Genomic DNA, 25,454 nt, shown 5'->3' with positions numbered 1-25,454 from the left:
ATGGATAAATACCACATATAGGAGGAAAAGATGAATAGAAAAAGATTGCTTATTATAAGTATTATATCCATAACAATATTTATAATATTAGGAATCAATATTAGAACTTCTCAAGAAGGGATTTTATTTGATGAAATAATAATGGACTATGTCCATAGCAGAACAACTCCTCTAGGTACAAATATTATGAAAAAAATTACTTATTTTGGGTCAGTATATTTTTTCTTACCCATTGGGATAGTAATATTTATATATATGCTAAGGAAAAATAATACCCAGGGAATTCTTTTATTAATACTATCTACCTTAGGTTCCTATGGGTTAAATTGTATACTGAAAAATATATTTATAAGAACTAGACCTTTAAAATACTTTTTAATAAAACAAGGGGGATATAGTTTTCCCAGTGGACATGCTATGGTATCCATGACCTTTTACACTACAATGACTTATCTATTGCTTAAAAAGGTTAATAAAGATGAATTTAAAAGATTAGTATGGATTGTTAATGCATTTATTATAGGAGTAATAGGATTTAGTAGAATTTATTTAGGAGTTCATTGGCCTACAGATGTACTCATGGGATATTTATTAGGATATATATACTATAAATGTATAATCTATATAATTTTTTAAAAAAACTTAGCTGGAATCTTTATCTCAATTTTCAAAAATGATATAATTATAACAATAGTCTAAATAATCCATATATAAATAAAATAGTTTTTTAAGTAAAAAATCTCCTATTCAAAGAAAGTAGTAAGTGTGAGTAGTTTATAAATTTTATTAGAGAGGAGTAAAAAACATGAGTAGACTTAGCATTATTACTAAAGATAAAGCACAAGCCACTGTTGAAGTCCTATATAAAGACCTAGAACGTAGAATTATTGCAAGTCCTCCAGGATTGTGTCCCATCGATTTAGCTTCTTCTTTTCTAAAGATGTGTCATGCTCAAACTTGTGGAAAGTGTGTTCCCTGTAGAGTAGGTTTAGGACAATTGGAAAATTTGTTAGAAAATGTATTAGATGGGAAAGCAGACATGGAAATTATTGACTTAATTGAAAAGACTGCAAAAGCTATATATTATTCAGCAGATTGCGCTATAGGATATGAAGCAGCTAATATGGTTTTACAAGGAGTTGAAGGTTTTAGAGATGATTTTGAAGAGCATATATTACGAGGTAGATGTACTTTTGAACTATATCAGCCAGTTCCATGTGTATCCTTATGCCCTGCTGGAGTAGATGTACCAGGTTATATTGCATTGATATCTGAAGGTAGATACAAAGATGCTATTAGATTAATAAGAAAGGATAATCCTATGCCTGCTACTTGTTCATTAGTTTGTGAACATCCTTGTGAAACTAGATGTAGAAGAAATATGATAGATGACTCCATCAATATTAGAGGCTTAAAGCGATTTGCAGCAGAGAATGCAGGCAAGGTACCTGTTGAGGAAAGGGCACCTTCTACTGGTAAAAAAGTAGCTATAGTTGGAGGGGGTCCTAGTGGATTAAGTGCAGCTTATTATCTATCCATTATGGGACATGATGTAGAAATATTTGAACAAAATCAGAAACTAGGTGGAATGTTAAGATATGGAATACCAAGCTATAGACTTCCAAGAGAAGTATTAGATGAGGAGATTAATACTATTCTTTCTACAGGAATAAAAGTGCACAAAGGTGTAAAAATTGGTAAGGATTTGACAGTATCAGAATTGAAAGAGAAATTTGATGCCATTTATATAGCTATTGGAGCTCAGACAGATAAAAAACTAGGTATTGAAGGTCAGGAAGCAGAAGGTGTTGTTTCTGCAGTTGAAATTTTACGTCAAATAGGAGATGAAAAATATCCTGATTTTACAGGTAAGTCTGTTGTAGTTGTTGGGGGAGGTAATGTGGCAATAGATGTAGCCCGATCAGCAGTACGTTTAGGTGCTAAAAATGTTAAGATAGTTTATCGTAGGCGAAAGGTGGATATGCCTGCTATGAAAGAGGAAGTTGAAGGAGCAATAGCAGAAGGTTGTGAAATATATGATTTATACGCACCAAGTAAAATTGAAACTGATGAAAGTGGGCATGTAAAAGCTATTTTACTGAAACCACAAATTGTAGGTCCAATAAGAGATGGTAGACCAATGCCAGTTGAATTAAAAGATGATATCCATAGAATAGAATGCAATTCAGTTATTATAGCTATAGGGCAAGGAATTGAATCAAAAGCTTTTGAAGAGGAAGGAATACCAGTAACTAAAGGAGCAATAGATGCTCCTGATTGGTTAGGTATAGAGGATATTCCTGGAATATATGCTGGTGGGGATTGTGTATCAGGACCAGCAACGGTAATTAGAGCTATAGCAGCTGGAAAGGTGGCAGCTGCTAATATAGATAATTATTTAGGATACCATCATATAATAGAAACAGATGTTAAGATACCAGAAGCTAGATTGGCAGATAGAATACCTTGTGGAAGGGTTAATATGAGGGAAAGAGATGCGTCGGAGAGAGTTAAGGATTTTGATTTAGTAGAATGTGGTATGACTTGTGAAGAAGCTAATCAAGAGTCTAGAAGATGCTTAAGATGTGATCACTTTGGATTTGGAGTATTTAAAGGGGGTAGGATTGAAAGATGGTAAATATAGTAATTGATAATAAAAAGATAAAAGTTTCAGAAGGAACAACTATATTAGATGCAGCTAAATCAAATAGCATACCTATTCCCAATCTTTGTTATCTTAAGGAATTAAATGAAATTGGAGCATGTAGAGTTTGTGTAGTAGAAATAGAAGGAATCAATAGATTGGTTACAGCCTGTAATAATGTAGTAGAAGAAGGTATGGTCATCTATACCAATAGTCCAAAGGTAAGGGAAACCAGACGTATAAATGTGGAATTAATTCTTTCACAACATGATGCTCGATGTGCTGCCTGTGTTAGAAGTGGAAATTGTAGTTTACAAACTATAGCCAATGATTTAGGAATTTTAGACATTCCTTATGAAGAGGATTTACCTCATGCAGAATGGACTAAAGGTTTTCCATTAGTACGGAATTATGAAAAATGTATAAAATGTATGCGTTGTATTCAAGTGTGTGATAAAATTCAAGGTTTAAACATATGGGATCTATCTAATACAGGTTCTAGAACCAATGTAGATGTTTCTTTAAATAGAAGAATAGAAGAATCTGACTGTTCCCTTTGTGGTCAATGTATTACCCATTGCCCTGTTGGTGCTCTTCATGAAAGAGATGATACTCAAAAAGTATTTGAAGCATTAGCAGATGAAGATAAGATTACAGTAGTGCAAATTGCACCAGCGGTAAGAGCAGCCTGGGGAGAAGAGCTAGGTTTGAGTAGGGATTTTGCAACAGTAAATAGATTGGTATCAACATTAAGAAGAATGGGATTTGACTATATATTTGACACTAACTTTACAGCAGATTTAACCATAATGGAAGAGGGAAGTGAATTTTTAGAGAAATTGAAGAATAAAGAAAATGAGAAATTTCCTATGTTTACTTCCTGCTGTCCAGGATGGATACGTTTTATGAAAACTCAATATCCTGATATGGTAGATCAACTATCCACTGCTAAATCGCCACAACAAATGTTTGGAGCCATAGCTAAATCCTATTATGCAGAATTATTAAATGTAGATCCCAGTAGGATTTTTTGTGTATCTATTATGCCTTGTACAGCTAAAAAATATGAATGTGATGTATCTGTTTTAAATGATGCAGGTGCTGGGCAGGATGTAGATGTAGTGTTAACTACTAGAGAAGTGGTAAGGATGATAAGAGCCGAGCATATTGTACCAGAAACATTAGAAGAAGAGGAATTTGACACACCATTGGGCATTAGCTCTGGTGCTGCAGTTATATTTGGTGCAACTGGAGGAGTAATGGAAGCAGCTTTAAGAACAGCTTACTATTTGGTAACCAATGAAAATCCAGATCCAGACGCATTTAAGGAAGTAAGAGGTAAAAAAGGTTGGAAAGAAGCAATTTTTGATTTAGATGGGAATAAAATTAGAGTAGCTGTTGCCAGTGGTTTAGGTAATACTAGAAGATTAATAGAAGCTATTAGAAATGGTGAAGTAGAATATGATTTTGTTGAAATAATGGCTTGTCCTGGTGGATGTGCAGGTGGAGGAGGTCAACCTATTAAGGATGGAGTTGAATTAGCTGAAGAAAGAGCTGAAGTATTGTATGGATTAGATAAGATAAATAATATTCGATTTTCGCATGAAAATCCAGCAATAATAAAATGTTATGAAGATTATCTAGGTAAGCCTTTATCCCATCGTTCTCATAAGCTTCTTCATACAGACCAACGCAAGTGGGAATTGGATACACTTTTTAAAAAAATATAATCTTGTAGGCCTCTAAGGATATAATATTCTTTAGAGGCCTTATTTAGTGATATAATATTGATGGGAGGGATGATAATATGAACAAAAGATATTTAATTATGATATGTTTAATTATAATAATTTTATTTACCACTAGCTGCGGAACAAATAAAGCTGTAGAAGAACCGATAACAGTTAATTTTTCTTTTGTAGATGGTATACCTGCTCTTACGGTAGCTAAAATATTAAAGGAGAACCCTACTATAGATGAAAATATAACTATAAACTATGAAATACAAAAATCTCCAGATCTATTAGTCAGCAAGGTACTAAAAGAAGAAGCAGATATAGCAATAGTTCCTTCTAATTTGGCAGCTCAAGCGTTTAATAAGGGGCTTCCTTATAAGCTAGTAGGAACAGCTACTTGGGGAACTATTTATTTAGTTGGTACAGAAGATATAAATAGCGTTGATGAATTAAAGGGAAAGGAAATATATGCTTTTGGGAAAGGACTTACACCAGATTTAGTACTTAGATTTGTACTTACAGAAAATGGTATTGATCCAGATAAAGATATAAATATAAGTTATTTAAATGCTGCTTCAGAAGTAGCTCCTGCTTTATTGGGAGGTAAAGCTAAATTAGCTCTTCTTCCAGAACCATTGGTAACCAATATAATGATGAAAAAAGAAGATATTAAAGTAGTGCTTGATTTAAATGAAGAATGGAAAAACATTACAGGAACTAGTGGAGGATACCCTCAAGCTAGTCTAATAATAAAAACAGATTTAATAGAAAACAATAGAGAGTTTGTTGAGGAATTTATTAAATTATATGAGGAAAGCATAAAGTGGGCTAAAGAAAATCCAGAAAAATTAGGGGATTATTCGGAAGAATTGGAATTAGGAGTCAATAAAGCTTCCATAGTGGAAGGGATAGAAAGGATTAACATAGGTCCTTTTTCCATTGGAGAAAGCAAAGAAGAATATAAAATTTATTTTGAGACAATAATGGATTTTGCACCAGATTTCATAGGAGGAAAAATCCCTAATGAGGAAATATACTTTGAAAGATAAAAGATTATCTATCATATCTAGGATAGTACTAATACTAATTTGGATAGTACTATCCCATTTAATAGATAACGAAGTAATATTTCCAACTATTAACAGTACCATAAATAGTTTAATTGATATAGTAAAGGATCCTAAATTTATTATCATAATAAGCTATTCTTTGATGAAAGGCTTAATTGGCTTTTTTATATCATTAATTATAGCTGTGATTATGGGAATTTTATCTAGTATATTTAAAATAGTTTATCATATTATGACTCCTATCATAAATTTTTTAAGTTCGGTACCTACTATGGCTATAATTATATTAGCACTTATATGGTTAAATAATGAAATTGTACCTATGTTTGTGGGATTTATAATGGTATTTCCTATATTGTATGAAACAGTTCTTAAAGGCATATTAAACATAGACAATAAAATAATAGAAATGGCACAAGTATATGATGTAGATAGACTTATTATCGTAAAGGATATATATTTACCTAGCATATTTATTAATTTAAGCCATGTATTTGAATCTGCTCTAGGTCTTAATTTAAAGATGGTAATTGCAGGAGAAGTTTTAGCTCAGCCTAAATATGGTATAGGGAGCAGTCTTCAATTACAAAAAATGTATTTAAACACATCAGGAGTTTTTGCTTGGATTATAATAATACTTTTAATTGTTAAAGTGATACAATGTTTATTAAGTAAAATGAAACATATACTTGGTATAAATAAATGGAAGGGATAATATGAAATATAAAGCAATAGATATAGTAAAATACTATGGAGATTTAAAGGTTTTAGATGGCATTACTATTGATTTTCAACCAAATAAAACTACTTGTATTTTAGGACCTTCTGGGTGTGGAAAAACCACTTTTTTAAATATAATAGCAGGATTAACAGATATGGATTCAGGAGAAATAATTGGATTTGAAAATCAACATATATCTTATGTTTTTCAAGAGGATAGATTAATTCCATGGAAAAATGTAAAGGAAAATATTGGTTTTGTTTTAAAAGGCAAAATGCCTGAAAGTAAAATAGAAGCTACTATAAATAGATATTTAAAATTAGTTAATTTAGAGGAGTATAAATATTATTATCCAAAAGAACTAAGTGGGGGTATGAGACAAAGAATAAGTATATTGAGGGCTTTTGCTTATCCTTCCAATGTGCTTATAATGGATGAACCCTTTAAATCCTTAGATATAAATAATAAACAAATTGTAATGGATTTTTTTAAAGAATTAATGGCAGCAAAAAATAGAACCTGTATAATGGTTACCCATGATATGGAAGAGGCTTTCACATTGGGAGATAGGATAGTAATTCTTACGGATAAACCTACTAGAGTGAAAGAAATAATTGAAGTTTAGGGACAGTTAAGCTCAAGGGGCAGGGCAACAGTTGAGGCCTATGTTATAGGGTATTGACATTAATTAGTGAGTGAAAATATTTTAAGGAAGGATAGAAAATGGTTAAAAAAAGGCAATATATTTTATTTTTCACTATATTATTACTATATCAGGGATTATTATAGCAACACTAGGTATGATATATAATCATCCAATAGGTTTAATGGTAATTTTATTAATAGGGATAAGAGAAATTATTAGAATAAAGTACTTTAAAGATGTATACGAAAGTCCAGATATGACAGGATTGCAAATCTTAATAATTCTCTTCCTTGTACTCCAATACGGAACATTCTATGTAAAGGGCTATTACTCTATAAAAACTGAAATCTTAGTTTTATTTCTTGCATTAATAGTATATACAATAGCTTTTATATATTACTTTGATCCATTTAATAAAAATAAAGGATATAGATCTTAGTTAAAGTCATTAGTAAAGAGGATCTGTCCTCTACTTTATTGTCTAAGTAATAGGGTTATCGGGAAAGAGATAGCCAATAAAACCAGTATGGTAGTTTTATCCATACTGGTTTTATATAAAAAAGAGATGACTAATGACAATCATCTCCCTTTCTGTTATATAATATGATATTACATAACTACTATGGCTAATAATATATTATAAATAATAATCAAACATTAGGGTAAATAGTCTATGATATTACGAAACTGGTTTTGACTTCTGAGACATTTTCTATGGTTTTTTGAATTATGATTTCTGTTTCTGTATCTATGGAAGAAGTAGCCTCATCTAGTACAAATATTTTAGGGTCCTTTACAATATCCCTAGAAAAGGCAGTATATACGGTGCATTCATATGATCAATTAGCAAACAATAAATACATGCCATTTACTACTAAATACATGGATATAATTATAGAGAGGATAGAGGATTTAAAATAGTTGAATTAAAAACAAAAGATAACAATACAATTATACTACTATAAAATTTACTATTTACAAAAATAAAATTTTAAAATGTTTGCGAATTTATGTATGAAATTTAAGCTATTAAGGGGTGATAAAGTGAAAAGAAAAAATATTTTAGTATTCTTCTTACTATTATTTATATTGATTTTAGTTGGATGTGAAACTGAAGAATATAAGACTCATACATTTAATTATGATTACTATTCAAAAGAAAACTTTTTTAGGTTTGAATATCCTGAAAGCTGGGAAATAGTAGAGGATGATGCCTCAGAATTTGACAAATTTCCCGAAAAGTCTCCAGATTTCGGATTAAGGATATACATGGATAATGGAAAAAGAGATATAAATTTTATAGATATTTTTGAAGGTGTTTCTCCAAATCAATATATATATGATGATCGTCTATCAAAGGAAGAATATTTGATAGATGGTGAAAAAAAGGGATATATCTATTCAAACACATCCTTATTGGAAGAAAGTAATGTAGTAAGCAAGATTATAACCTATGACACACATGATGAAAACCATGCATGGAGATATGTTATGATTAATGCAGAAAAGGAATTTTATGACAAAAATAAAAAGAAAATAGAAAGGGTATTAAAGAGTATAGAGTTTTGATGAAAGACAATTAGATAAGTTTGAAAGGTGGGCAAAACAATATAAATAATAATATTAGGATGGGGATGCACAATGCTCACTGATAATCAAATTAAAATATTATTAATTTTAGTAATTTCTGTTTGTACAAACATATATTTTATTACCCGAAAGACATTAACCCCTGAAACAATAGCCTTAACAGTTAATAAAGTAGCCAATAAGGGGAAAATAGAATATATAGATCTACTTAAAGAGGTAGCATGGGATAGGGAGGATGGTTTTTGGATAGATAAATTGCATATAATACAAAGTGGACATTCCAATAGCGTGAAAATCCTTGGTTTTGCTGCAATATTATATGATAATGGTAATACCTTAATTATTGAGCTTGGCGAGGATAAAAAGCATAAAAAAATAAAGGCATCAGATATTTTTTATCTAGAAGATAATTTGGATTTTTTGAAATACGATTTTTATAAATAACAATCAAACGTTAGGGGTTGTCCCTAACGTTTGAAATTACCCCAAAACTTCCTTATTCTTCTCCTCTATAAACTGATTGGTATACAAATTATAATAATAACCCTTTTCTTTAATTAACTCTCTATGATTACCTTCCTCAATAACCTTGCCATCTTTAATTACTAAAATCCTATCGGCATTTTTTATAGGCGAAATCTACATTTCTAAATTCAATTTCTCCCTTAATTTCTGGCCAATTTTCTTTTTTGGGATTAAAGAAATCACCATATTCGTTTACTACATCTTCACTGTCAATAATATTAGGCACTTCATTTATTTAGGGAGAACACTCTTTCAGCTGAGGCCTGTGCCCCTTGAATTTCTGCAAATACTACTGCTAATTGTCTTACAGGTTCAAAAAATTGTGCAGTATAAGCTATAAAGGCTGCCATAGTACCATAGCTTATGGTGCCTTGAATTACATCTTTTCCACCAGAATTTAAAACTAAGGCAGTGCCGATGCTACCTAATACTAAAATTATAGGGAAATATAGAGAAGAAACAATAGTGGCTCTTACTGATTTCTTTTTCATTTCTTCGGTGATTTCCTTAAATTCTTCTAAATTTATTTCTTCTCGAACTAAAGTTTTAGTAGTCATGGCACCAGATATATCTTCATTATAAGCAGCAGTTATTTTAGAATTAACATTTCTAACTTCCCTTTGAGCCTTTAATATTTTATTTTGAAAATATGCTGAGGCTATGGCCAAAGGGGGTACTACTGTTAATGCTATTAAGGCTAATTTAGCATTAAGCCTAAACATGGCAATTACAACTGCCAACATCATGGCTAGACCCCAGGCAAAGTCCACTATGCCCCAGGATAGGGTTTCAGATATACCATTTATATCAGAGGTCATTCTAGCCATTAACCAACCTACAGCTTTTTCATCATAATAGGATAAGGGGAGGATTTGTAATTTTTCAAATCCTTTTTTTCTAATATCATAAGATACATTAGTTTCCACTTTTCCACCCATAGCTAAAAATAAATATACATTTATACCCTGAAATGCTATAATTATAAAAAATAATTTTATAAATTTATTTAATCCTATTAAATTTTCTTCTACTATAAAATTATCAATGGCATATTTAGTAAATAGGGGAAATACAGAGTCCAAAGCGCCTACAAATACCATAATTATAGCTAGTAGAATAAAATCTCTTTTGTGATTTTTCACTAATTCTAAGAAATTTCTCCATATCGTAATATCAATTTTCTCATTTTCCAATACTACCACCTCACTAGGCATGTAATTTTATATCTTCTTCTAAATCCTTCATAGAATTTTGAATTTCATATAATCTTTGATACAATCCTTTTTCATTTATTAATTTTTCATGATTACCTCTTTGTATTATTCTTCCATTGTCTAAAACTATAATTTCATCGGCCTCAGATACTGTAGATATTCTATGGGATATTATTATAGTCGTAGATTTATTTTTTCTATTATTTAGGGCTTTCCTAATGGATATATCAGTTTCTGTATCTACAGCAGATAGAGAATCATCAAAGACCACAATAGGGCAATCATTTATAATGGTTCTAGCAATGGCAACCCTTTGCTTTTGTCCACCAGATAGGGAAACTCCTCTTTCTCCCACATAGGTATCATATCCTTTATCAAAGGATTTAATATCCTGATGGATACTGGCAATTTTAGCAGATTCATAAACCTTTTTATCTTGAATATTAGGATTAGCTAATTTTATATTATCTCTAATGGTTTTGGCATATAGGAAAGGCTCTTGTAATACAATTCCTATATTTTTTCTAACCCAAGCCTTATCAATATCTTTTAATTCTTTTCCATCTATTAATATGGAACCCCTATTATAATCATAAAGTCTTGCTAATAAATAGACTAAAGAGGATTTGCCAGAACCTGTTGGACCAATTATGGCCACTGTACTACCAGCCTTTACTGAAAAGGAGATATTGTCAATTACTGGAGTATTCTTTTCATATTCAAAATAAACATTTTCAAATTCAATATTACCTTTAATTTCTGGCTTTTCATTGTTTCCATTTAAAATTTCTATATTCTCATTAAAAATTTCCTCAATTCTTCCTATGGATACTATGGCTTTTCCCATATCTGTTAAAGTTCTTCCCATTTGTCTAATAGGCCACAATAACATATTTACATATGTAGAAAAGGCCATTACAGTACCTAGAGATATTTCTCCAGCTACAGCCCAAATACTTCCAAAGACTATAGTTAATCCAATTTGTATAAAACAAATAAAATCAGAAGCTCCCCAATATAGGGCTAAATCTTGAATTAATTTATAGGTTTTATCCCTATAGTCTTTATTTTTTTCATCAAACTTTTCTATTTCATATTTTTGATTAGCACAGGCCTTTACTACTCTTACACCTGTAAGATTTTCTTGTAGCACTGTAGTTAATTCTGCCTCTGCTTCATCAGAAGCCTCAAAGGCCTTTTTTACTTTAGAAAAGAATATAAATGCAAATATGAAAATTATAGGCATAGTAGCCATGGAAACTAAAGTCATTTTTACATTAAGTTTAAACATAGTATAAGATACAAATCCCAACATAAATAGTGAACCAGCTACTTCTACCAATTGTATAGACAAAAATCTTTTTATAGTATTTACATCTGAAGTACACCTTTGAATTAAATCTCCCGTCTCTGCTTTTACATGGTATTCATAAGGGAGTCTTTGAATTTGATCATATAGGGAATCCCTAATGTTTTTTGCAGTATTTTCAGCTGTTTTACTTGCTAAGGTATTTCTAAAATAAAGCAATATACCTCTTAAAACTGCAATAAATACTAATAGTACACCAATAATCCAAAGATTTTTTCTTAGATAAGCTCTACCTCCTATATATTGAATTAATCTTTCTAAAAAGTTAGAACCTATAGGTTCACTGCCAATAATAGAGTCTATAGTAGTTCTAATGATAAGAGGTGATACTATAGTGACCATCTGAGAAATATAAAAAAACCATAAGATGTGACAAAAAGTCTACAATCCTACGGTTTTTATACCATGATAACATTATAGACATAGCTATACTTTGGCATATAAATAAAGCAATTATTAGAATAAAAAAACCATAGGCAAGCACGCCTATGGTTATTGGACACAATTATATTATAAGGTATTCATAGGTCGTGCCATTATTTTTATATAGTTTTCTTTAGCTTGTAATAGATTTGTTATTATGATCATCTTCACGACCTCCTTTACTAAACTATCAATATGATTATATTATATATGGTATTTATAAAAATACAACAATATTCATACTTTTGTAACACAATTGTAATAATTATCTAACTTAAATTTCTTCCCAATACTACTCCATTTACACTAGCCTGCATAAGTCCCCTTGTAATTCCTGCTCCATCTCCTCCAACATATAAACCTTTTATATTAGTTTCAAAATTATTGTCGGTGATTACCTTGTTAGAATAAAATTTAACTTCCACACCATATAAAAGGGTTTCATCACTAGCAAGTCCAGGAGCCACGTTATCTAAGGCTATTAGCATCTCATCTACATCTTTCATAATTCTATAGGGAAGTACTAAACTTAAATCTCCTGGCACAGTATCTTTTAAAGTGGGGATTATATTGTTTCGATATAGTCTTTCACCAGTGGTTCGTCTGCCTCTTTTAAAATCCCCATATCTTTGAATTAATACTTTGTTACCTGAGAGCATATTTCCAAGTTTTGCAATATGCATACCATATTCTATAGGAGAATTAAAAGGTTTTGTAAAATGCTTGGTAACCAATAGTGCAAAATTGGTATTTTCAGATTTTAAACTTTCAGATTTGTAACTATGACCATTAACAACTGCCAAATTACCATCATAATATTCAGTAGATACTTCACCTGATGGATTGGTGCAGAAGGTTCGCACTTTATCATCAAATGTAGGAGTATAATATATTAATTTACTTTCATACATGGCATTATTCAATTCTTCCATTATTTCATTTCTAGTTTCTACTCTAACGCCTATATCTACATCACCTGTTTCTGTATTTATATCATGTTTAATACATAAATCTTTTAACCAATCAGAGCCATCTCTTCCAACGGCTATTACCACTTGGTCTGAATAGTATTCTTTATCAGCTATAACACCTTTTATATTTCTATTTTCATCTAATATTATGTCCTTTACTGGATTTTTAAAGCTTAAATTTACTTCAATTTCCTTTAGATATTTTTCTATACGCGTATATATAGCATAACCTTCTTCTGTACCCATATGCCTAATAGGACATTCTACCAATTTTAGATTACTTCTAATTGCTTTTTTTCTTATTTCTTCTATTTCTTTTTCTTTGCCTATACCGTATACAGTCTTATCAGCACCAAATTTTAAATATATATTATCTACATAATTAATCAACTCTTGAGTTTTTTCATATCCTAAATATTCTGGTAAATTTCCTCCTACATCAGGAGAAAGGGATAATTTACCATCGGAATAAGCTCCAGCTCCTGCAAAACCAGTAGTTATATTACAAGGTTTACAATGCGTACATATTCCTCTCCTTCTTTTAGGACATATTCTTTTTTCAATAGGATTACCTTTTTCTATCATTAAAATTTTTTTATTGGGATTGTGTTTTTTTACTTCAAGTGCTGTAAATATACCACAAGGTCCAGCACCGACGATTATAATATCATACCTCATTTTCTCTCCTCCTTAATTTGGTGCCAATCTATATAATACACCATTTTATTAGAAAAAACCACTTTAATCTTTTAGCAAGGATTTATCTATTATTTCATAAGTATTGCTAGTCATAAATAAAGAAGCTTATGCTACGGAAATGGAAATTCCCAGCATAAGCTAAATATATTAGAACCAAGATTTTTTATTTTTGTGTTTGATTTCATGAAATTCATCAAAGGAAAGATTTTTTTCCTTACATAAAGTAAGTATTTCTTCTTTTTTATCACAAGGTATTTTAGCTGCAATGCCGCAACTAGAACTTACTTGTCTAGGCACTGGCATTAGCTTTATAGGATATTTAAACTCTTTCATAACTTTTTCAAACAACAATGCATGTTGAGTAACATGAAAGGTAACAACACAATAAACATCTTCCATTTTTTCACCTATTTTCTAATAGTAAGAGTGTATTCATCGCCCTTTTCTTCTACTTCTACTTTATATCCTTTTCCTTTAGCAAATCTTGTAATATTTTCAACAGCTACTTGAGCGTCAACCAATACTTGAATAGTTTCATTAGGATTAGATTCAATAGCATCTTTAGTCATTATTACAGGTTCTGGACAAGATCTTCCTCTCGCATCTACAACTTTAGACATTTTTCAATTCCTCCTTTTTAACTATTTACTTGATTGGATTCTTTAACAACACTATAGGCTATCATTAATACAACTATAATTCCTATAATTACAGAAACTTTTCCATTGCTTGTTACCCCTTTTGGGCTAGAAGCCAATCCAAAATTATGAGCAAAGGCTGCCCCTATAGTAATTCCAAGTACAGTTATTCCGGCATCAGCATCTCCTTCGCTAGCAAGTATGGTTTGCCTTACAGGACAACCGCCTAGTAATATAGAGCATATCCCTGTTAAAACCATACCCATAAAGTTCCACAGATGGATAGGATGAGCTACTGGTTGATTTTCAAAACCTAAATTGAAAGAATCAAAATTTAATATTAAATTTGCTATAAGATTTACCACAAATATTCCTAATATTCCCCAAAAGAAGTGATAATCCTTTATCAACATAATATCTCTAAAAGCCCCTGCAGTACAAATTCTGCTTCTTTGAAGTACTATTCCCACTATCATTCCAAGCACCAATGATAATACTATAGGAGCTCTCATAGAGCCAGGTCCTTCTTCACTAAAGAATATAAAATCAGGTTTTACAATTAAGAATATAAGTAATGTTACAGCCACAATTGGCATTATATAGCCAGAGAATTTAGGTTGTTTAACACTTTTTCCTAAAGTATAACCTTTCTTTAAGAATTGAATACCAATAAATATTCCTACTAAATAACCTAAAAGTCCAATTAAAGCATTTAAGTCCCCATTGGCAAGTCTTAATATCATTCTTAAAGGGCAACCTAAAAATACCAAAGCACCAATTACTAAAAAGAAACCTAAAAAGAATCTAATTAAAGGGGAGGAACCTCCTCTAGATTTAAAATCTCCTTTTGCAATGGAGATAATAAAAGCACCTAATATAAATCCGATAATTTCAGGTCTTATATATTGAACTATTTCTGCTCTATGAAGCCCTAATGCACCAGCTATATCTCTATAAAAACAAGCTACACAAATGCCCATGTTCCCAGGGTTTCCAAACTTCATAAGTATAGCACCAATAAGACCTATAATGCCTCCATAGATAAACATTTTACGTTTATCATTCATTATTAAAACCTCCTTGTCTATTTTTTATCATTACATATATGATTATATAAGACTTAAGAAGGTTTAAAAAATAATAAATATCTATAATAAAAACAAAAGTATTGATTTAATTTATACTATTTAAACAAGGTTTTTAAATAATAAACATATTAATTTTTATTCTATACTTAAAGTGCTAATCAATAATGGTATAATATACAGAGATAAAAATATAATAAATATTATTAAAAAATGTGACTATTTCTTTTAAATGGGTAAATATAAAAATAGGGAATTATTGAATATATTAAAATAATTGAACATTATGGATTAAAGTAAAGGAGATTATATTATGAATAAGATACTATTAGTTAACAGAATTAATCCTCAAGATTATTCAAGTACTAAAAACAAAATTTTTTTTATGATTGGTGGAATGAACATACCAGAAGTAGAAAATAGACTAATAGATGTGCTTAAAGATTCTAATATAGTTGAACCAGAGGATATGGTATTAAAATACAATGGCATAGAATTAAATATAACCATACAACAGATACCTACCATTGTAAAACTATTATGTGATGAATGTTTTTCTATATATGGCATATATCCATTATATAATCCAGATAAATAATATAACTCCCTTTATGTACATATAGGGAGTTATATTATTTACAAAATACAATTATGATGATATGATAAATTGAAAAGAATTTTTGAGGTGATCATATGGGAAAATACAAAAGAAATATTATAATACTATTAGTATCTATTGTAGTAATATCAACCTTTTTATTATATTTTAAATTTTCTACTAAAAAAGAAGTAACCCTCCTATCAGATACAATAGATGAAAAGTTGGCTAAAATATTGGAAGTAGCTACAGTTAAGTACAATTATACCAATGTGGTAACCTATAAAGACAATAAAAAGATTAGCAATATCGACCTCCCCTTTACAAACAAAAGCTTTATTATAAAATACAGTGGATATATAAAAGCAGGGGTGGATTTAAATGGAATAGAAACCAATGTAATAAATCCTAAAACTGTTAAAATTACATTGGACAAGCCTCAAATATTTGACAATGTAATAGTAGAAGAGGATGTATATGTATATGATGAGAGGGATTCAGTTTTTAATAAGTTAACTTTTGATGATCTATATGAAGTACTAGTAGAAGAAAAGAAAAATATGGAAAAAGAAGTAGTAGAAAAGGGACTGCTTAAGGATGCAGAAAAAAATGCAAAGGAATTAATAGTTTCTTTATTGGAAGGAATGGGATTTGAGGAAATTAAAGTTAATTTTAGATAAATGGGTTTTATAGAATGGTTTTAATTGTTCACTATCAGCATATAAATATTATATGGGAGGGGATGGTGGGTGAAGAAGCATAATATTATCCTGATTTTATTTATATTAATGCTGATAGTGATAGTAATTGGTAACTATATACATCTTTTTTTTACACAAAAGAGCATAGATTATGAAAATAAAGATACTTATTTAAAGATTGATGAGGATAGTATGTCCATATTAATAGAAGTTGATAGAAAATTACTCCATATTGTAAATACCAGATCCAATGAAATAATAAAAAGTTATGTAGTAGCTACTGGTAAGATAGACACACCTACACCATTAGGTACTTTTAAAATAATAGAGAAGGCTAAATGGGGTGAAGGATTTGGTTCTAGATGGTTAGGATTAAATGTACCTTGGGGTAGATATGGTATTCACGGTACTAATAAGCCAGATTCCGTAGGATTTAATATTTCCCAAGGTTGCATTAGGATGAGAAATAAGGATATTGAAGAAGTATATGATATGGTTAAATACAATACTTTAGTTAGTATAATTAATGGGGAATATGGTCCTTTTGGTTATGGATTTAGGAAGTTAACTCCTGGAGATAGAGGAGCAGATGTATTAGAAGTACAGAAGAGATTAAAATTAGAGGGTTATTATCATGGAGCTCTTGATGGCATATATGGAGAAGGAATGAAAAAATCTTTAATACAATATCTAAAGGATAATAATATACCAATAACTGATGTTATTGATTTTAATATATATAAAAAATTAAATATAGTACTTATGGAATAAAATGTTGGTTAATTTTTTATTTATTGGGTATAACATACATTGGATTTAAGTATAATTTAAAAATTAAGGAGGTTGTAATATGGCGTCTGAAAAATTATTAAAAGAATTAAATGATCAATTTAATTTTGAACTAGAATCAGGATATATCTATATGGCTATGGCTTCTTATTGTGCAGAACAAAATTTAGATGGTTTTGCTAATTTCTTTATAGTACAAGCTCAAGAAGAATATGTTCATGCTATGAAATTTTTTGACTTTATAAATGATTTAGACGGAAGAGTTACTATGAAAGGTATTAAAGAACCATTAAACGAATATGAATCACTAGTTCATGTATTTGAAACAGCTTTAAACCATGAAAAGTTAGTTACAAGTAGAATAAATAAATTAGTAGATTTAGCAAAAGAAGAAAACGATTATACAACTATTAGCTTCTTACAATGGTTTGTTGATGAACAATTAGAAGAAGAAAATAGTATGAAAGATATATTGATAAAACTAGATAGAATGGGAGACAACTTCCAAGGGATATATATGTTGGACAAAAAATTAGGAGAAAGAACATTAGAATAATATAAATTTTAAAGACAGGTCCTAGGACCTGTCTTTTTGTGTGGAGAAATTATCTAGTTGTAGTACCTCCACCCATACTTCTTTGTGCCATTTCAACTAATCTTTTAGTCATATATCCACCAACATATCCATTTTGTCTGGATGGTAAATTACCTTTATCAATTGAATTATAATCTGTCATACCCAATTCAGAAGCTATTTCTAATTTCATTTGGTCTAATGCTTGTCGTGCTTCAGGTACTAAAATATTTTTTGAACCAGTTTTGTTAGTAGCCATTAATTTTCAACTCCTTTCTTAGGTAATTTTTTATTATATTATAAAATATTTTGTAATAGTATTATGTGTAGAAAAAGCTAAGATAAACCATGTAATTTTATGTATTAATAACGTGAATTTCTAATGCATCCATAAAATACAATTTCAAAAAAATATAAAAATTAAAAAAACTATACAGAAAGTGTGATATAATAATAGACTAGACATATCAATTAAAAAAAGGTAAAATATAAAAGTAGTATGATGAAAAGGGGGAATATCTATGAAAGCCATGACAGCTCAAAATTTAAGATCAGCTTTTGGTGGTGAAAGTCAAGCCCATATGCGATATAGAATTTGGGGTGCTAAAGCTGATGAAGATGGATTCCCAATGGTAGCTAGACTATTTAGAGCAACCTCTGATGCAGAGGAAATACATGCTACACTACATTTTAAAGCATTAAAAAATGAAAAAGGAGATTTCCAAGTTACCTCAGGAGCAGGATTTGGATTAGGCACTACATCAGAAAATCTTCAAGGAGCCATTGATGGAGAGCTATTTGAAGTGAATGAAATGTATCCTGCTTATATAGCAGTAGCTGAGTTGCAAGAAGAAAAATCTGCACTATCTGCTATGAGATTTGCCATAGAAGCAGAAAAGGTCCATGCAGAGTTATTTACAAAGGCAAAAGAAGCTGTAGATAATGGCAAGGATCTAGAAACGGAAAAAATATTCTTATGTCCAGTATGTGGATTTATAAGTATAACAGGTAAAGAAGACAATTGTCCAATATGTAATACAAAAAAGGAAACATTTATAGAATACTAAAAAGGCACCGTTTGGTGCCTTAGTTTTTTATGAAAATGTTTTCATAAAAAATAGGAAGACTAATAAAAGAAATAAAATATTATTAAGGAGGTATTATAAAAATGCATAAACAAGAAGTTATTTTAAAAAATGAAACAGGTCTTCATGCTAGACCAGCGAGTTTATTTGTAAAGGAGGCATCTAGATTTTCAGCTGATATTAAGGTAATAAAAGATGGAAAAGAATATAATGCAAAGAGTATAATGGGTATACTTAGTATGGGAGCAGGTAAAGGTGACACAATATTGATTCAAGCTGAAGGCGATGATGCCAAAGAAGCTGTTAAAGCTTTAGTTGAGCTTGTAAACAATAATTTTAATGAATAGGAGGATTTTTCATGAAGGGAATAGGAACATCACCTGGTATTGCTCTGGGAAATGTACTAGTATATAAAGAACCTGAAATGGTAATTGAAAAGAAACAAGTTGCAGATGTGGATGAAGAAATAGAGCGATTGGATAAAGCTATAGAAATAGCTATAGAACAAATTGAACAGTTATATGAAAAAACTTTAGAAACTGTAGGATTAAAGGAAGCAAAAATATTCAATGCTCATAAAATGATGATGGAAGACCCAGAATTTATTGGTGATGTTAAAGAAACTATAAAGTCACAAGGAGTAAATGCAGAATGGGCAGTAAAAACAATTGCTGATAAGTATATAAAGATGTTTGAAAATATTGAAGATGAATATCTTAGAGAAAGGGCAGTAGATTTAAAAGATGTATCTAATAGATTATTAAAAATATTATTGGGTATTGAATCTATTGATCTTAGCACATTAAACGATGAATATATTATAGTAGCTGAAGATTTAACACCATCAGATACAGCTCAAATGGATAAAGAAATGGTATTAGGTTTTATAACTGAAATAGGAGGTAAAACTTCCCACACATCGATTATGGCTAGAACATTAGAAATTCCAGCTATATCTGGTGTAAAAGGCATAACTAATAAAACTAAAAATGGAGACTTTGTAATAATAGATGGAAAAGAAGGATTAGTGTTATTAAATCCTTCACAAGAAGAAATAAAAACATATAAAGAAAAGAAAGAAAGATATGAACAATTTAAATTAAAATTAGAAGATATGAAAGGCAAAAAAAGTATATCAAAGGATGGAGTCAAAGTAGAAATAGCAGCTAATATTGGTACTCCAAAAGATGTAGACAATGTAATAGAAAATGATGCAGAAGGTATAGGATTATATAGAACAGAATTTTTATATATGGATAGCGATAAGTTACCTACTGAGGAAGAACAATTTGAAGCTTATAAAATAGTAGCAGAGAGAATGGAAGGAAAACCAGTTGTAATAAGAACACTGGATGTAGGCGGAGATAAGGATATACCTTATTTAGATTTACCAAAAGAGATGAATCCTTTTCTAGGTTATAGAGCCATTAGACTTTGTTTAGATAGAAAGGATATGTTTAAAACGCAATTAAGAGCATTATTAAGGGCTTCAGCTTTTGGAAACGTAAAGATAATGTTTCCTATGATATCCAGTATAGAAGAGATTAGAAAAGCTAAAAAAATATTGGAAGAAGCAAAAGAGGAACTAAGGAATAAAAATATTCCATTTAATGAAGAAATAGAAGTAGGTATAATGGTGGAAATTCCTGCAGCTGCAATCCATTCAGATATATTTGCAAAGGAAGTAGATTTTTTTAGTATAGGCACCAATGATTTAATCCAATATACCTTAGCAGTAGATAGAGGAAATCAAGATATATCATATCTATATAATCAATACCACCCAGCAGTATTGAAATTAATCGATATGACTATAAAAAATGGTCATAAAGAAGGTATATGGGTAGGGATGTGTGGGGAAGCAGCAGGAGATGAAAAATTAATACCTATATTATTAGGTATGGGACTAGATGAATTTAGTATGAGTTCTTCATCTATATTAAAGGCTAGGTGGATTATAAATAACACATCAAAAGAAGAAATTGAGTCTATGCTAGATGAAGTCCTTAGTCTTCCTACAGCTAAAGATGTAGAAAAGTTTATAGATGAAAACATATTGGCATGATAAAAATCATCCCGCCTTTAAATTTAAAGGTGGGATGATTTTTGTTATAATAAAATTTAAGTTAAAAATTATTTTGTTTAATTGGGATTAAATTTTGCAAGGTTACCAATAATATAGTTAACTATATTATTGGAGGGATTTAATTGAATACTAGATTATTTACAATTGCTATAACACCAGCAATAGCCATAATATTTGGCATATATTTAAGTGATAGATATGATAGAGAACCTTTAAAGCTATTGATGCTTACATACATATTTGGTGCATTATCTGCAATACCTATAATAATAGTGGAGGAATTATTGTTAAAGCTGAATATATTTTCAGGAATTTTTGATGCATTGTATACTGCATTTATAGTAGCAGGACTTACAGAAGAATTTTTTAAAAGATTGGTGGTATTAAAAATTCCTTATAATACAAAATATTTTGATGAAAAATTGGATGGAATAGTATATGGGGTATTTTCTGCTATGGGTTTTGCTACTGTGGAGAATATAGTATATGTGGTATATAGATATGCAAACAATCCCCACGTGGGATTATATAGAGGAATATTTTCTGTTCCAGCCCATGCAGTATTTGGGATAACTATGGGCTATTATTTATCTTTAGCAAAATTTGACCCAGATAAAAAACGGGCAGCAAAAAACAGGTACAGATCTCTTTATATGCCAATATTTCTCCATGGTACCTTTAATTTTATACTCATGGCTGGTATTCCTCAACTAAGTTTATTATTTGTTCCCTATGTGATATATATATGGCGGATAAATCAAAAGAAACTAAGCAAATTTGTGTATGACTCTAAAAGTAGATTTATAGATACAGACAAAGAAGATGATAATTAGGTTGAATCAACTTTTAATTAAGTGTAAAATAGTTTTAGATTTAATTAAAGGAGAGCATATAAATGAATAAAAAATACATATATATTTTATTAGTTATTTTAGGTTTATCATTAGTTTTTGCAGGGTGTAGTAGGAAAGATATGTTAAAACCAGAAGATAGGACAAGTTCAATTGAAGAAGACATTCCGCCAGTAGTAGAGAATATACCAGAAGAAGTACGAGAAAATACTCAAATGACCATTCTTGCTGTAGGAGATATAATGTTTCATATGCCTCAGATTAGAGCAGCTTATGATGAAAATATTGGTACTTATGATTTTAAGGATAATTTTAAGTATGTAAAAAAGTATATAGAGTCTGCTGATTTAGCAATAGCCAACTTTGAAACAGTAACTGCTGGAGAAGATATTCCTTATTGTGGTTTTCCCAATTTTAATGCTCCTGTAGAGACATTAGATGCTATTAAATATGCAGGTTTTGATATACTTACTACCAGTAATAATCACTGTCTAGATCAAGGGAAAAAAGGATTATTAAATACTATATATGCTATAGAAGAAAGAGGATTAGTAAATATTGGTACATATAAGGAGCCAAAAGAGATCATGATAAAGGATATAAATGATATAAAGTTAGCACTACTATCCTACACTTATGGATTTAATGGGATGGATTTTACCCTTACAGAGGAAGAAAAAACCTATATGGTGAGTAAAATAGATGAATTTAAAATAGAACAAGATATAAAGAAGGCAAAAGATGAAGGCGTAGATATGATAGTTGTATTTATTCACTGGGGAAATGAATATCAAAGAGATCCCTCCAATGAGCAAGTGGAATTAGGAAGAAAGATGATTGAGTGGGGAGCAAATATAATACTTGGTTCTCATCCCCATGTAGTTCAAAAGGCAGAGGTTATTAATTATAATGGCAGAGATAATTTTATAATATATTCTATGGGAAATTTTTTGTCCAACCAGAGACGAGAAACTATGGACAACAAATATGCAGAAGATGGTTTAATGGTAAGATTGACTATAGAAAAGGATTATTTAAAAAATAAAACTACAATTCAAAATATAGAGTACATACCCACTTGGGTTAGGAGATGTAAACAAAATGGAAAATGGTCATATCAGATACTTCCCATAGAAGAATTTTTGAAAGATAAATCTTTATTGTCTAATATTGAAAAGTTGGAAATAGAAAAAATAGAAGAATCCTTAAAAAATACCTTAACAAAAGTAACAGAATATTAAATAAATTGCGAATAGAAAAACTTTATAGGGAATATGATATTCTGTTCAAATTATCTATTATTTGTTATATAATAATAATGATACATAAAAAAGAATAAAGGTGTGATATACCTTGCAGACTTTAAGAAATATATTTATTAATATAAGAATTCAGGATATTATAGACATACTAATAGTGGCTTTAGTTTTTTATAAATTATTTATGTTAATTAGAGAAACTAGAGCAGAGCAGCTTACTAAAGGAATATTTGCATTATTTGTATTTACTAAAGTTAGTGAATGGTTAAAATTATATACTATTAATTGGTTATTAAAACAGATTGTAACAGTGGGTACTTTAGCTATATTAATAGTATTTCAGCCAGAGCTTAGAAGAGCATTAGAGTATTTAGGAAGAAGTAGGTTTTTTACTAAATCATTTGTAGAAATAAAGGACGAAACTATATCTCAAGTAGTAGATGAAATAGTTGAAGCAGTGGCTTCACTTTCTAGACAAAAAATAGGAGCACTTATAGTTATAGAGAGAAAAACAGGTTTAAATGAAATAATAGAAACTGGAACTATAATAGATGGGAAAGTATCCAGTGATTTGTTAATCAACATATTCATACCTAACACCCCCCTTCATGATGGAGCTGTAATAATAAGAGAAGATATAATAAAGGCAGCAGGATGTTTTTTGCCTTTAACAGATAATATGTCTTTAAGTAAAGATTTAGGGACTCGTCATAGGGCAGCACTGGGTATCTCTGAGAAGTCTGATGGACTAGCTATAGTTGTATCAGAAGAAACTGGTGCTATATCTATTGCGGAAAATGGCAGTTTAGCTAGATATCTAGATGCTAAAACTTTAAAACAAATACTAATGGATACGTATAAACCTAAGGAGACAAAACAGACATTTATTACAAAGTGGAGGCGAAAAGATGAGCAAAGAAAAGGAAAATGATTTAACTATAAAGATCTTTGCTTTAATAATAGCCATTATATTGTGGAGCTATGTCATGAGTGAAGAAAACCCTTTTATGGAAAAAGAGATTAGAAATATAGAAGTTACTTTATCTAATATTGATAGCGTGGAAAGGCAAAAATTAGTTATAATGGAACCAAAAGATCCTAAGATTACTGTCAGGCTTTATGGTAGGCGAAATGATTTAGATCGGATTGTAGCAGATGATATTTTAGCTTCAGTGGATTTAAGTGGATACGGAGAAGGAGCAGTAAAGGTTCCTGTATATATAGAAGTGCCTGATGAGGTAAAAGTGGTGGATTATTATCCTAAGGAGATATTGTTTAAGTTTGAAAAACTTATAACTAAAGATATGGTAGTAAACGTAGAAACTGTTGGAGAACTTCCACAAGGTTATGTATTAGGTGAACCCGTTATAAAACCTCAATCAGTGTATATAGAAGGACCCAGATCATGGGTTGATTCTGTAATGAATGTAGTTGCAACAGTAGATATAACAAGTAAGATGGAAGATATAAATGTAACTGTTCCTATAAGGCTCATAGATGAACAAGGGAATGATGTAAGAGGTGTGGAACTAAATCAAAATTTAGTAGATGTGTTTATACCAGTATATAAGATTAAAAAAGTACCTATAGAATTACAAATAGAAGGGCAGCTACCAGATGATTATAAAATTACAGATATAAAAATAGAGCCAAATGAAATTGATATAAAAGGTAAAAAAGAAGATTTAGAAAAGATAAATTCTATAAAAACCAAACCAGTGAATATAAATGATTTAATAAATAAGCAAAATGTAGTAGTAGAATTGGATTTACCAGAAAAGATAAGTTTAGTAAATCCAAATCAACAGATTACTGTGACATTAAATATTGAAGAAAGTATAACTAAGGTTTTTAGATATACTCTAGGAGAAATAAATATGGTTAATTTAGCGTCTAATCTCAAGGTAGATGAATCTGATTTAAATCAACCTTTTACAGTTACAATAAAAGGAACTAGTTCTAAAATAAATCCAATAAACAAAGAAGATTTAGATATAGAGGTAGATTTAAAAGATCTTACAGCAGGTAGTTATTATGTTGAACCTGTAGTTAAAAATGCAGTAGATTTTATTGTAGCAAATATACAACCAAAAAGTCTAAGCATTACATTAAAGGAAGAGTAAAATAGTAAAATATATGTTATCATATTAATAGGAAGTAAATATATCGAAGATAAACTA

At 30.0% G+C, this 25,454-nt stretch carries 27 protein-coding genes; 20 read left to right on the top strand and 7 right to left on the bottom strand.

Going from position 1 to position 25,454, the window contains the following annotated elements:
• The first annotated feature begins 30 nt into the window (after window positions 1–30).
• The 9 genes from JL105_RS09275 to JL105_RS09235 all read left to right on the top strand — a co-directional run bounded on the left by JL105_RS09275 (window position 31) and on the right by JL105_RS09235 (window position 8,851).
• Complete coding sequence (locus tag JL105_RS09275) at window positions 31–636, top strand: phosphatase PAP2 family protein (protein ID WP_132029392.1); 606 nt, start codon at window positions 31–33, stop codon at window positions 634–636.
• 169 nt (window positions 637–805) lie between these two features.
• A complete protein-coding gene (locus JL105_RS09270; RefSeq protein ID WP_132029395.1) occupies window positions 806–2,638 on the top strand; it encodes an NAD(P)-binding protein in 1,833 nt (610 codons plus the stop codon).
• Window positions 2,632–4,374 carry an NADH-dependent [FeFe] hydrogenase, group A6 gene (locus JL105_RS09265; RefSeq protein WP_132029398.1) on the top strand — a complete coding sequence of 581 codons (1,743 nt, stop codon included), beginning with the start codon at window positions 2,632–2,634 and terminating at the stop codon, window positions 4,372–4,374. Before JL105_RS09270 ends, JL105_RS09265 begins: the two co-directional genes overlap by 7 nt.
• Before the next feature lie 77 nt (window positions 4,375–4,451).
• Entirely contained in the window at window positions 4,452–5,429 is a 978-nt protein-coding gene (locus JL105_RS09260) for an ABC transporter substrate-binding protein (protein WP_132029401.1), read from the top strand.
• Complete coding sequence (locus JL105_RS09255; protein WP_132029404.1) at window positions 5,404–6,165, top strand: ABC transporter permease; 762 nt, start codon at window positions 5,404–5,406, stop codon at window positions 6,163–6,165. The genes JL105_RS09260 and JL105_RS09255 overlap by 26 nt, the downstream gene beginning before the upstream one ends.
• A gap of 1 nt (window position 6,166) precedes the next feature.
• A complete protein-coding gene (locus tag JL105_RS09250) occupies window positions 6,167–6,796 on the top strand; it encodes an ABC transporter ATP-binding protein (protein ID WP_202690499.1) in 630 nt (209 codons plus the stop codon).
• Between the two features lie 750 nt (window positions 6,797–7,546).
• On the top strand, window positions 7,547–7,738 hold the full coding sequence (locus JL105_RS09245; RefSeq protein ID WP_132029413.1) for a hypothetical protein: 192 nt from the start codon (window positions 7,547–7,549) through the stop codon (window positions 7,736–7,738).
• A gap of 123 nt (window positions 7,739–7,861) precedes the next feature.
• Window positions 7,862–8,386 carry a hypothetical protein gene (locus JL105_RS09240; protein WP_132029416.1) on the top strand — a complete coding sequence of 175 codons (525 nt, stop codon included), beginning with the start codon at window positions 7,862–7,864 and terminating at the stop codon, window positions 8,384–8,386.
• Window positions 8,387–8,458: 72 nt separating this feature from the next.
• The gene (locus JL105_RS09235; protein ID WP_132029419.1) at window positions 8,459–8,851 is read left to right on the top strand and encodes a hypothetical protein; all 393 of its coding nucleotides are present in this window, start codon (window positions 8,459–8,461) and stop codon (window positions 8,849–8,851) included.
• A gap of 308 nt (window positions 8,852–9,159) precedes the next feature.
• Here JL105_RS09235 and JL105_RS09230 read toward each other — a convergent pair whose 3' ends face one another.
• The 6 genes from JL105_RS09230 to yedE form a co-directional block, all read right to left on the bottom strand.
• Window positions 9,160–10,125 carry an ABC transporter transmembrane domain-containing protein gene (locus JL105_RS09230; RefSeq protein ID WP_158280062.1) on the bottom strand — a complete coding sequence of 322 codons (966 nt, stop codon included), beginning with the start codon at window positions 10,123–10,125 and terminating at the stop codon, window positions 9,160–9,162.
• Window positions 10,126–10,138: 13 nt separating this feature from the next.
• Complete coding sequence (locus tag JL105_RS09225; protein WP_132029425.1) at window positions 10,139–11,857, bottom strand: ABC transporter ATP-binding protein; 1,719 nt, start codon at window positions 11,855–11,857, stop codon at window positions 10,139–10,141.
• Between the two features lie 350 nt (window positions 11,858–12,207).
• Complete coding sequence (locus JL105_RS09220; protein ID WP_132029428.1) at window positions 12,208–13,587, bottom strand: NAD(P)/FAD-dependent oxidoreductase; 1,380 nt, start codon at window positions 13,585–13,587, stop codon at window positions 12,208–12,210.
• Window positions 13,588–13,755: 168 nt separating this feature from the next.
• Window positions 13,756–14,007, bottom strand: coding sequence for a putative Se/S carrier protein (locus JL105_RS09215; RefSeq protein ID WP_132029430.1), 252 nt, complete (start codon window positions 14,005–14,007; stop codon window positions 13,756–13,758).
• Between the two features lie 8 nt (window positions 14,008–14,015).
• The gene (locus JL105_RS09210; protein WP_132029432.1) at window positions 14,016–14,228 is read right to left on the bottom strand and encodes a sulfurtransferase TusA family protein; all 213 of its coding nucleotides are present in this window, start codon (window positions 14,226–14,228) and stop codon (window positions 14,016–14,018) included.
• 17 nt (window positions 14,229–14,245) lie between these two features.
• Window positions 14,246–15,313 (bottom strand): YedE family putative selenium transporter, encoded by a 1,068-nt coding sequence (gene yedE / locus JL105_RS09205; RefSeq protein WP_132029434.1) that lies wholly within the window; start codon window positions 15,311–15,313, stop codon window positions 14,246–14,248.
• A gap of 331 nt (window positions 15,314–15,644) precedes the next feature.
• On the opposite strand from yedE, the gene JL105_RS09200 reads away from it, so the two are divergent.
• From JL105_RS09200 to JL105_RS09185, 4 genes are all read left to right on the top strand, one after another.
• Entirely contained in the window at window positions 15,645–15,929 is a 285-nt protein-coding gene (locus JL105_RS09200) for a hypothetical protein (RefSeq protein ID WP_132029436.1), read from the top strand.
• Window positions 15,930–16,024: 95 nt separating this feature from the next.
• Complete coding sequence (locus JL105_RS09195) at window positions 16,025–16,609, top strand: DUF4230 domain-containing protein (RefSeq protein WP_132029438.1); 585 nt, start codon at window positions 16,025–16,027, stop codon at window positions 16,607–16,609.
• 69 nt (window positions 16,610–16,678) lie between these two features.
• The gene (locus tag JL105_RS09190; RefSeq protein WP_237722272.1) at window positions 16,679–17,401 is read left to right on the top strand and encodes a L,D-transpeptidase family protein; all 723 of its coding nucleotides are present in this window, start codon (window positions 16,679–16,681) and stop codon (window positions 17,399–17,401) included.
• Between the two features lie 79 nt (window positions 17,402–17,480).
• On the top strand, window positions 17,481–17,975 hold the full coding sequence (locus JL105_RS09185; RefSeq protein WP_132029440.1) for a ferritin: 495 nt from the start codon (window positions 17,481–17,483) through the stop codon (window positions 17,973–17,975).
• Between the two features lie 49 nt (window positions 17,976–18,024).
• On the opposite strand, the gene JL105_RS09180 is transcribed toward JL105_RS09185, so the two are convergent.
• On the bottom strand, window positions 18,025–18,252 hold the full coding sequence (locus tag JL105_RS09180; protein WP_132029443.1) for an alpha/beta-type small acid-soluble spore protein: 228 nt from the start codon (window positions 18,250–18,252) through the stop codon (window positions 18,025–18,027).
• A gap of 262 nt (window positions 18,253–18,514) precedes the next feature.
• Between JL105_RS09180 and JL105_RS09175 the strand changes: the two genes are divergently transcribed.
• From JL105_RS09175 to JL105_RS09145, 7 genes are all read left to right on the top strand, one after another.
• Entirely contained in the window at window positions 18,515–19,060 is a 546-nt protein-coding gene (locus JL105_RS09175) for a rubrerythrin family protein (RefSeq protein ID WP_132029445.1), read from the top strand.
• 101 nt (window positions 19,061–19,161) lie between these two features.
• Window positions 19,162–19,425 (top strand): HPr family phosphocarrier protein, encoded by a 264-nt coding sequence (locus JL105_RS09170; protein WP_132029447.1) that lies wholly within the window; start codon window positions 19,162–19,164, stop codon window positions 19,423–19,425.
• A gap of 11 nt (window positions 19,426–19,436) precedes the next feature.
• Window positions 19,437–21,143, top strand: a complete 1,707-nt coding sequence (ptsP, locus tag JL105_RS09165) for a phosphoenolpyruvate--protein phosphotransferase (protein WP_132029448.1) — start codon at window positions 19,437–19,439, stop codon at window positions 21,141–21,143.
• Between the two features lie 143 nt (window positions 21,144–21,286).
• Window positions 21,287–21,997, top strand: a complete 711-nt coding sequence (locus JL105_RS09160) for a PrsW family intramembrane metalloprotease (RefSeq protein ID WP_132029450.1) — start codon at window positions 21,287–21,289, stop codon at window positions 21,995–21,997.
• 62 nt (window positions 21,998–22,059) lie between these two features.
• Window positions 22,060–23,256, top strand: coding sequence for a CapA family protein (locus JL105_RS09155; RefSeq protein ID WP_132029452.1), 1,197 nt, complete (start codon window positions 22,060–22,062; stop codon window positions 23,254–23,256).
• 112 nt (window positions 23,257–23,368) lie between these two features.
• On the top strand, window positions 23,369–24,205 hold the full coding sequence (cdaA, locus tag JL105_RS09150; protein WP_132029454.1) for a diadenylate cyclase CdaA: 837 nt from the start codon (window positions 23,369–23,371) through the stop codon (window positions 24,203–24,205).
• Window positions 24,183–25,397: a CdaR family protein gene (locus tag JL105_RS09145; protein WP_132029456.1), complete on the top strand. Its 1,215-nt coding sequence runs from the start codon at window positions 24,183–24,185 to the stop codon at window positions 25,395–25,397. The genes cdaA and JL105_RS09145 overlap by 23 nt, the downstream gene beginning before the upstream one ends.
• The last annotated feature ends 57 nt before the right edge of the window (window positions 25,398–25,454 follow it).

Origin of the sequence: Keratinibaculum paraultunense (assembly GCF_016767175.1) — a bacterium.
GTDB classification, from domain to species: Bacteria; Bacillota; Clostridia; order Tissierellales; family Tepidimicrobiaceae; genus Keratinibaculum; species Keratinibaculum paraultunense.
The sequence above is the reverse complement of the archived record's forward strand: the minus strand, read 5'-3'. Positions and strand labels throughout refer to the sequence as shown.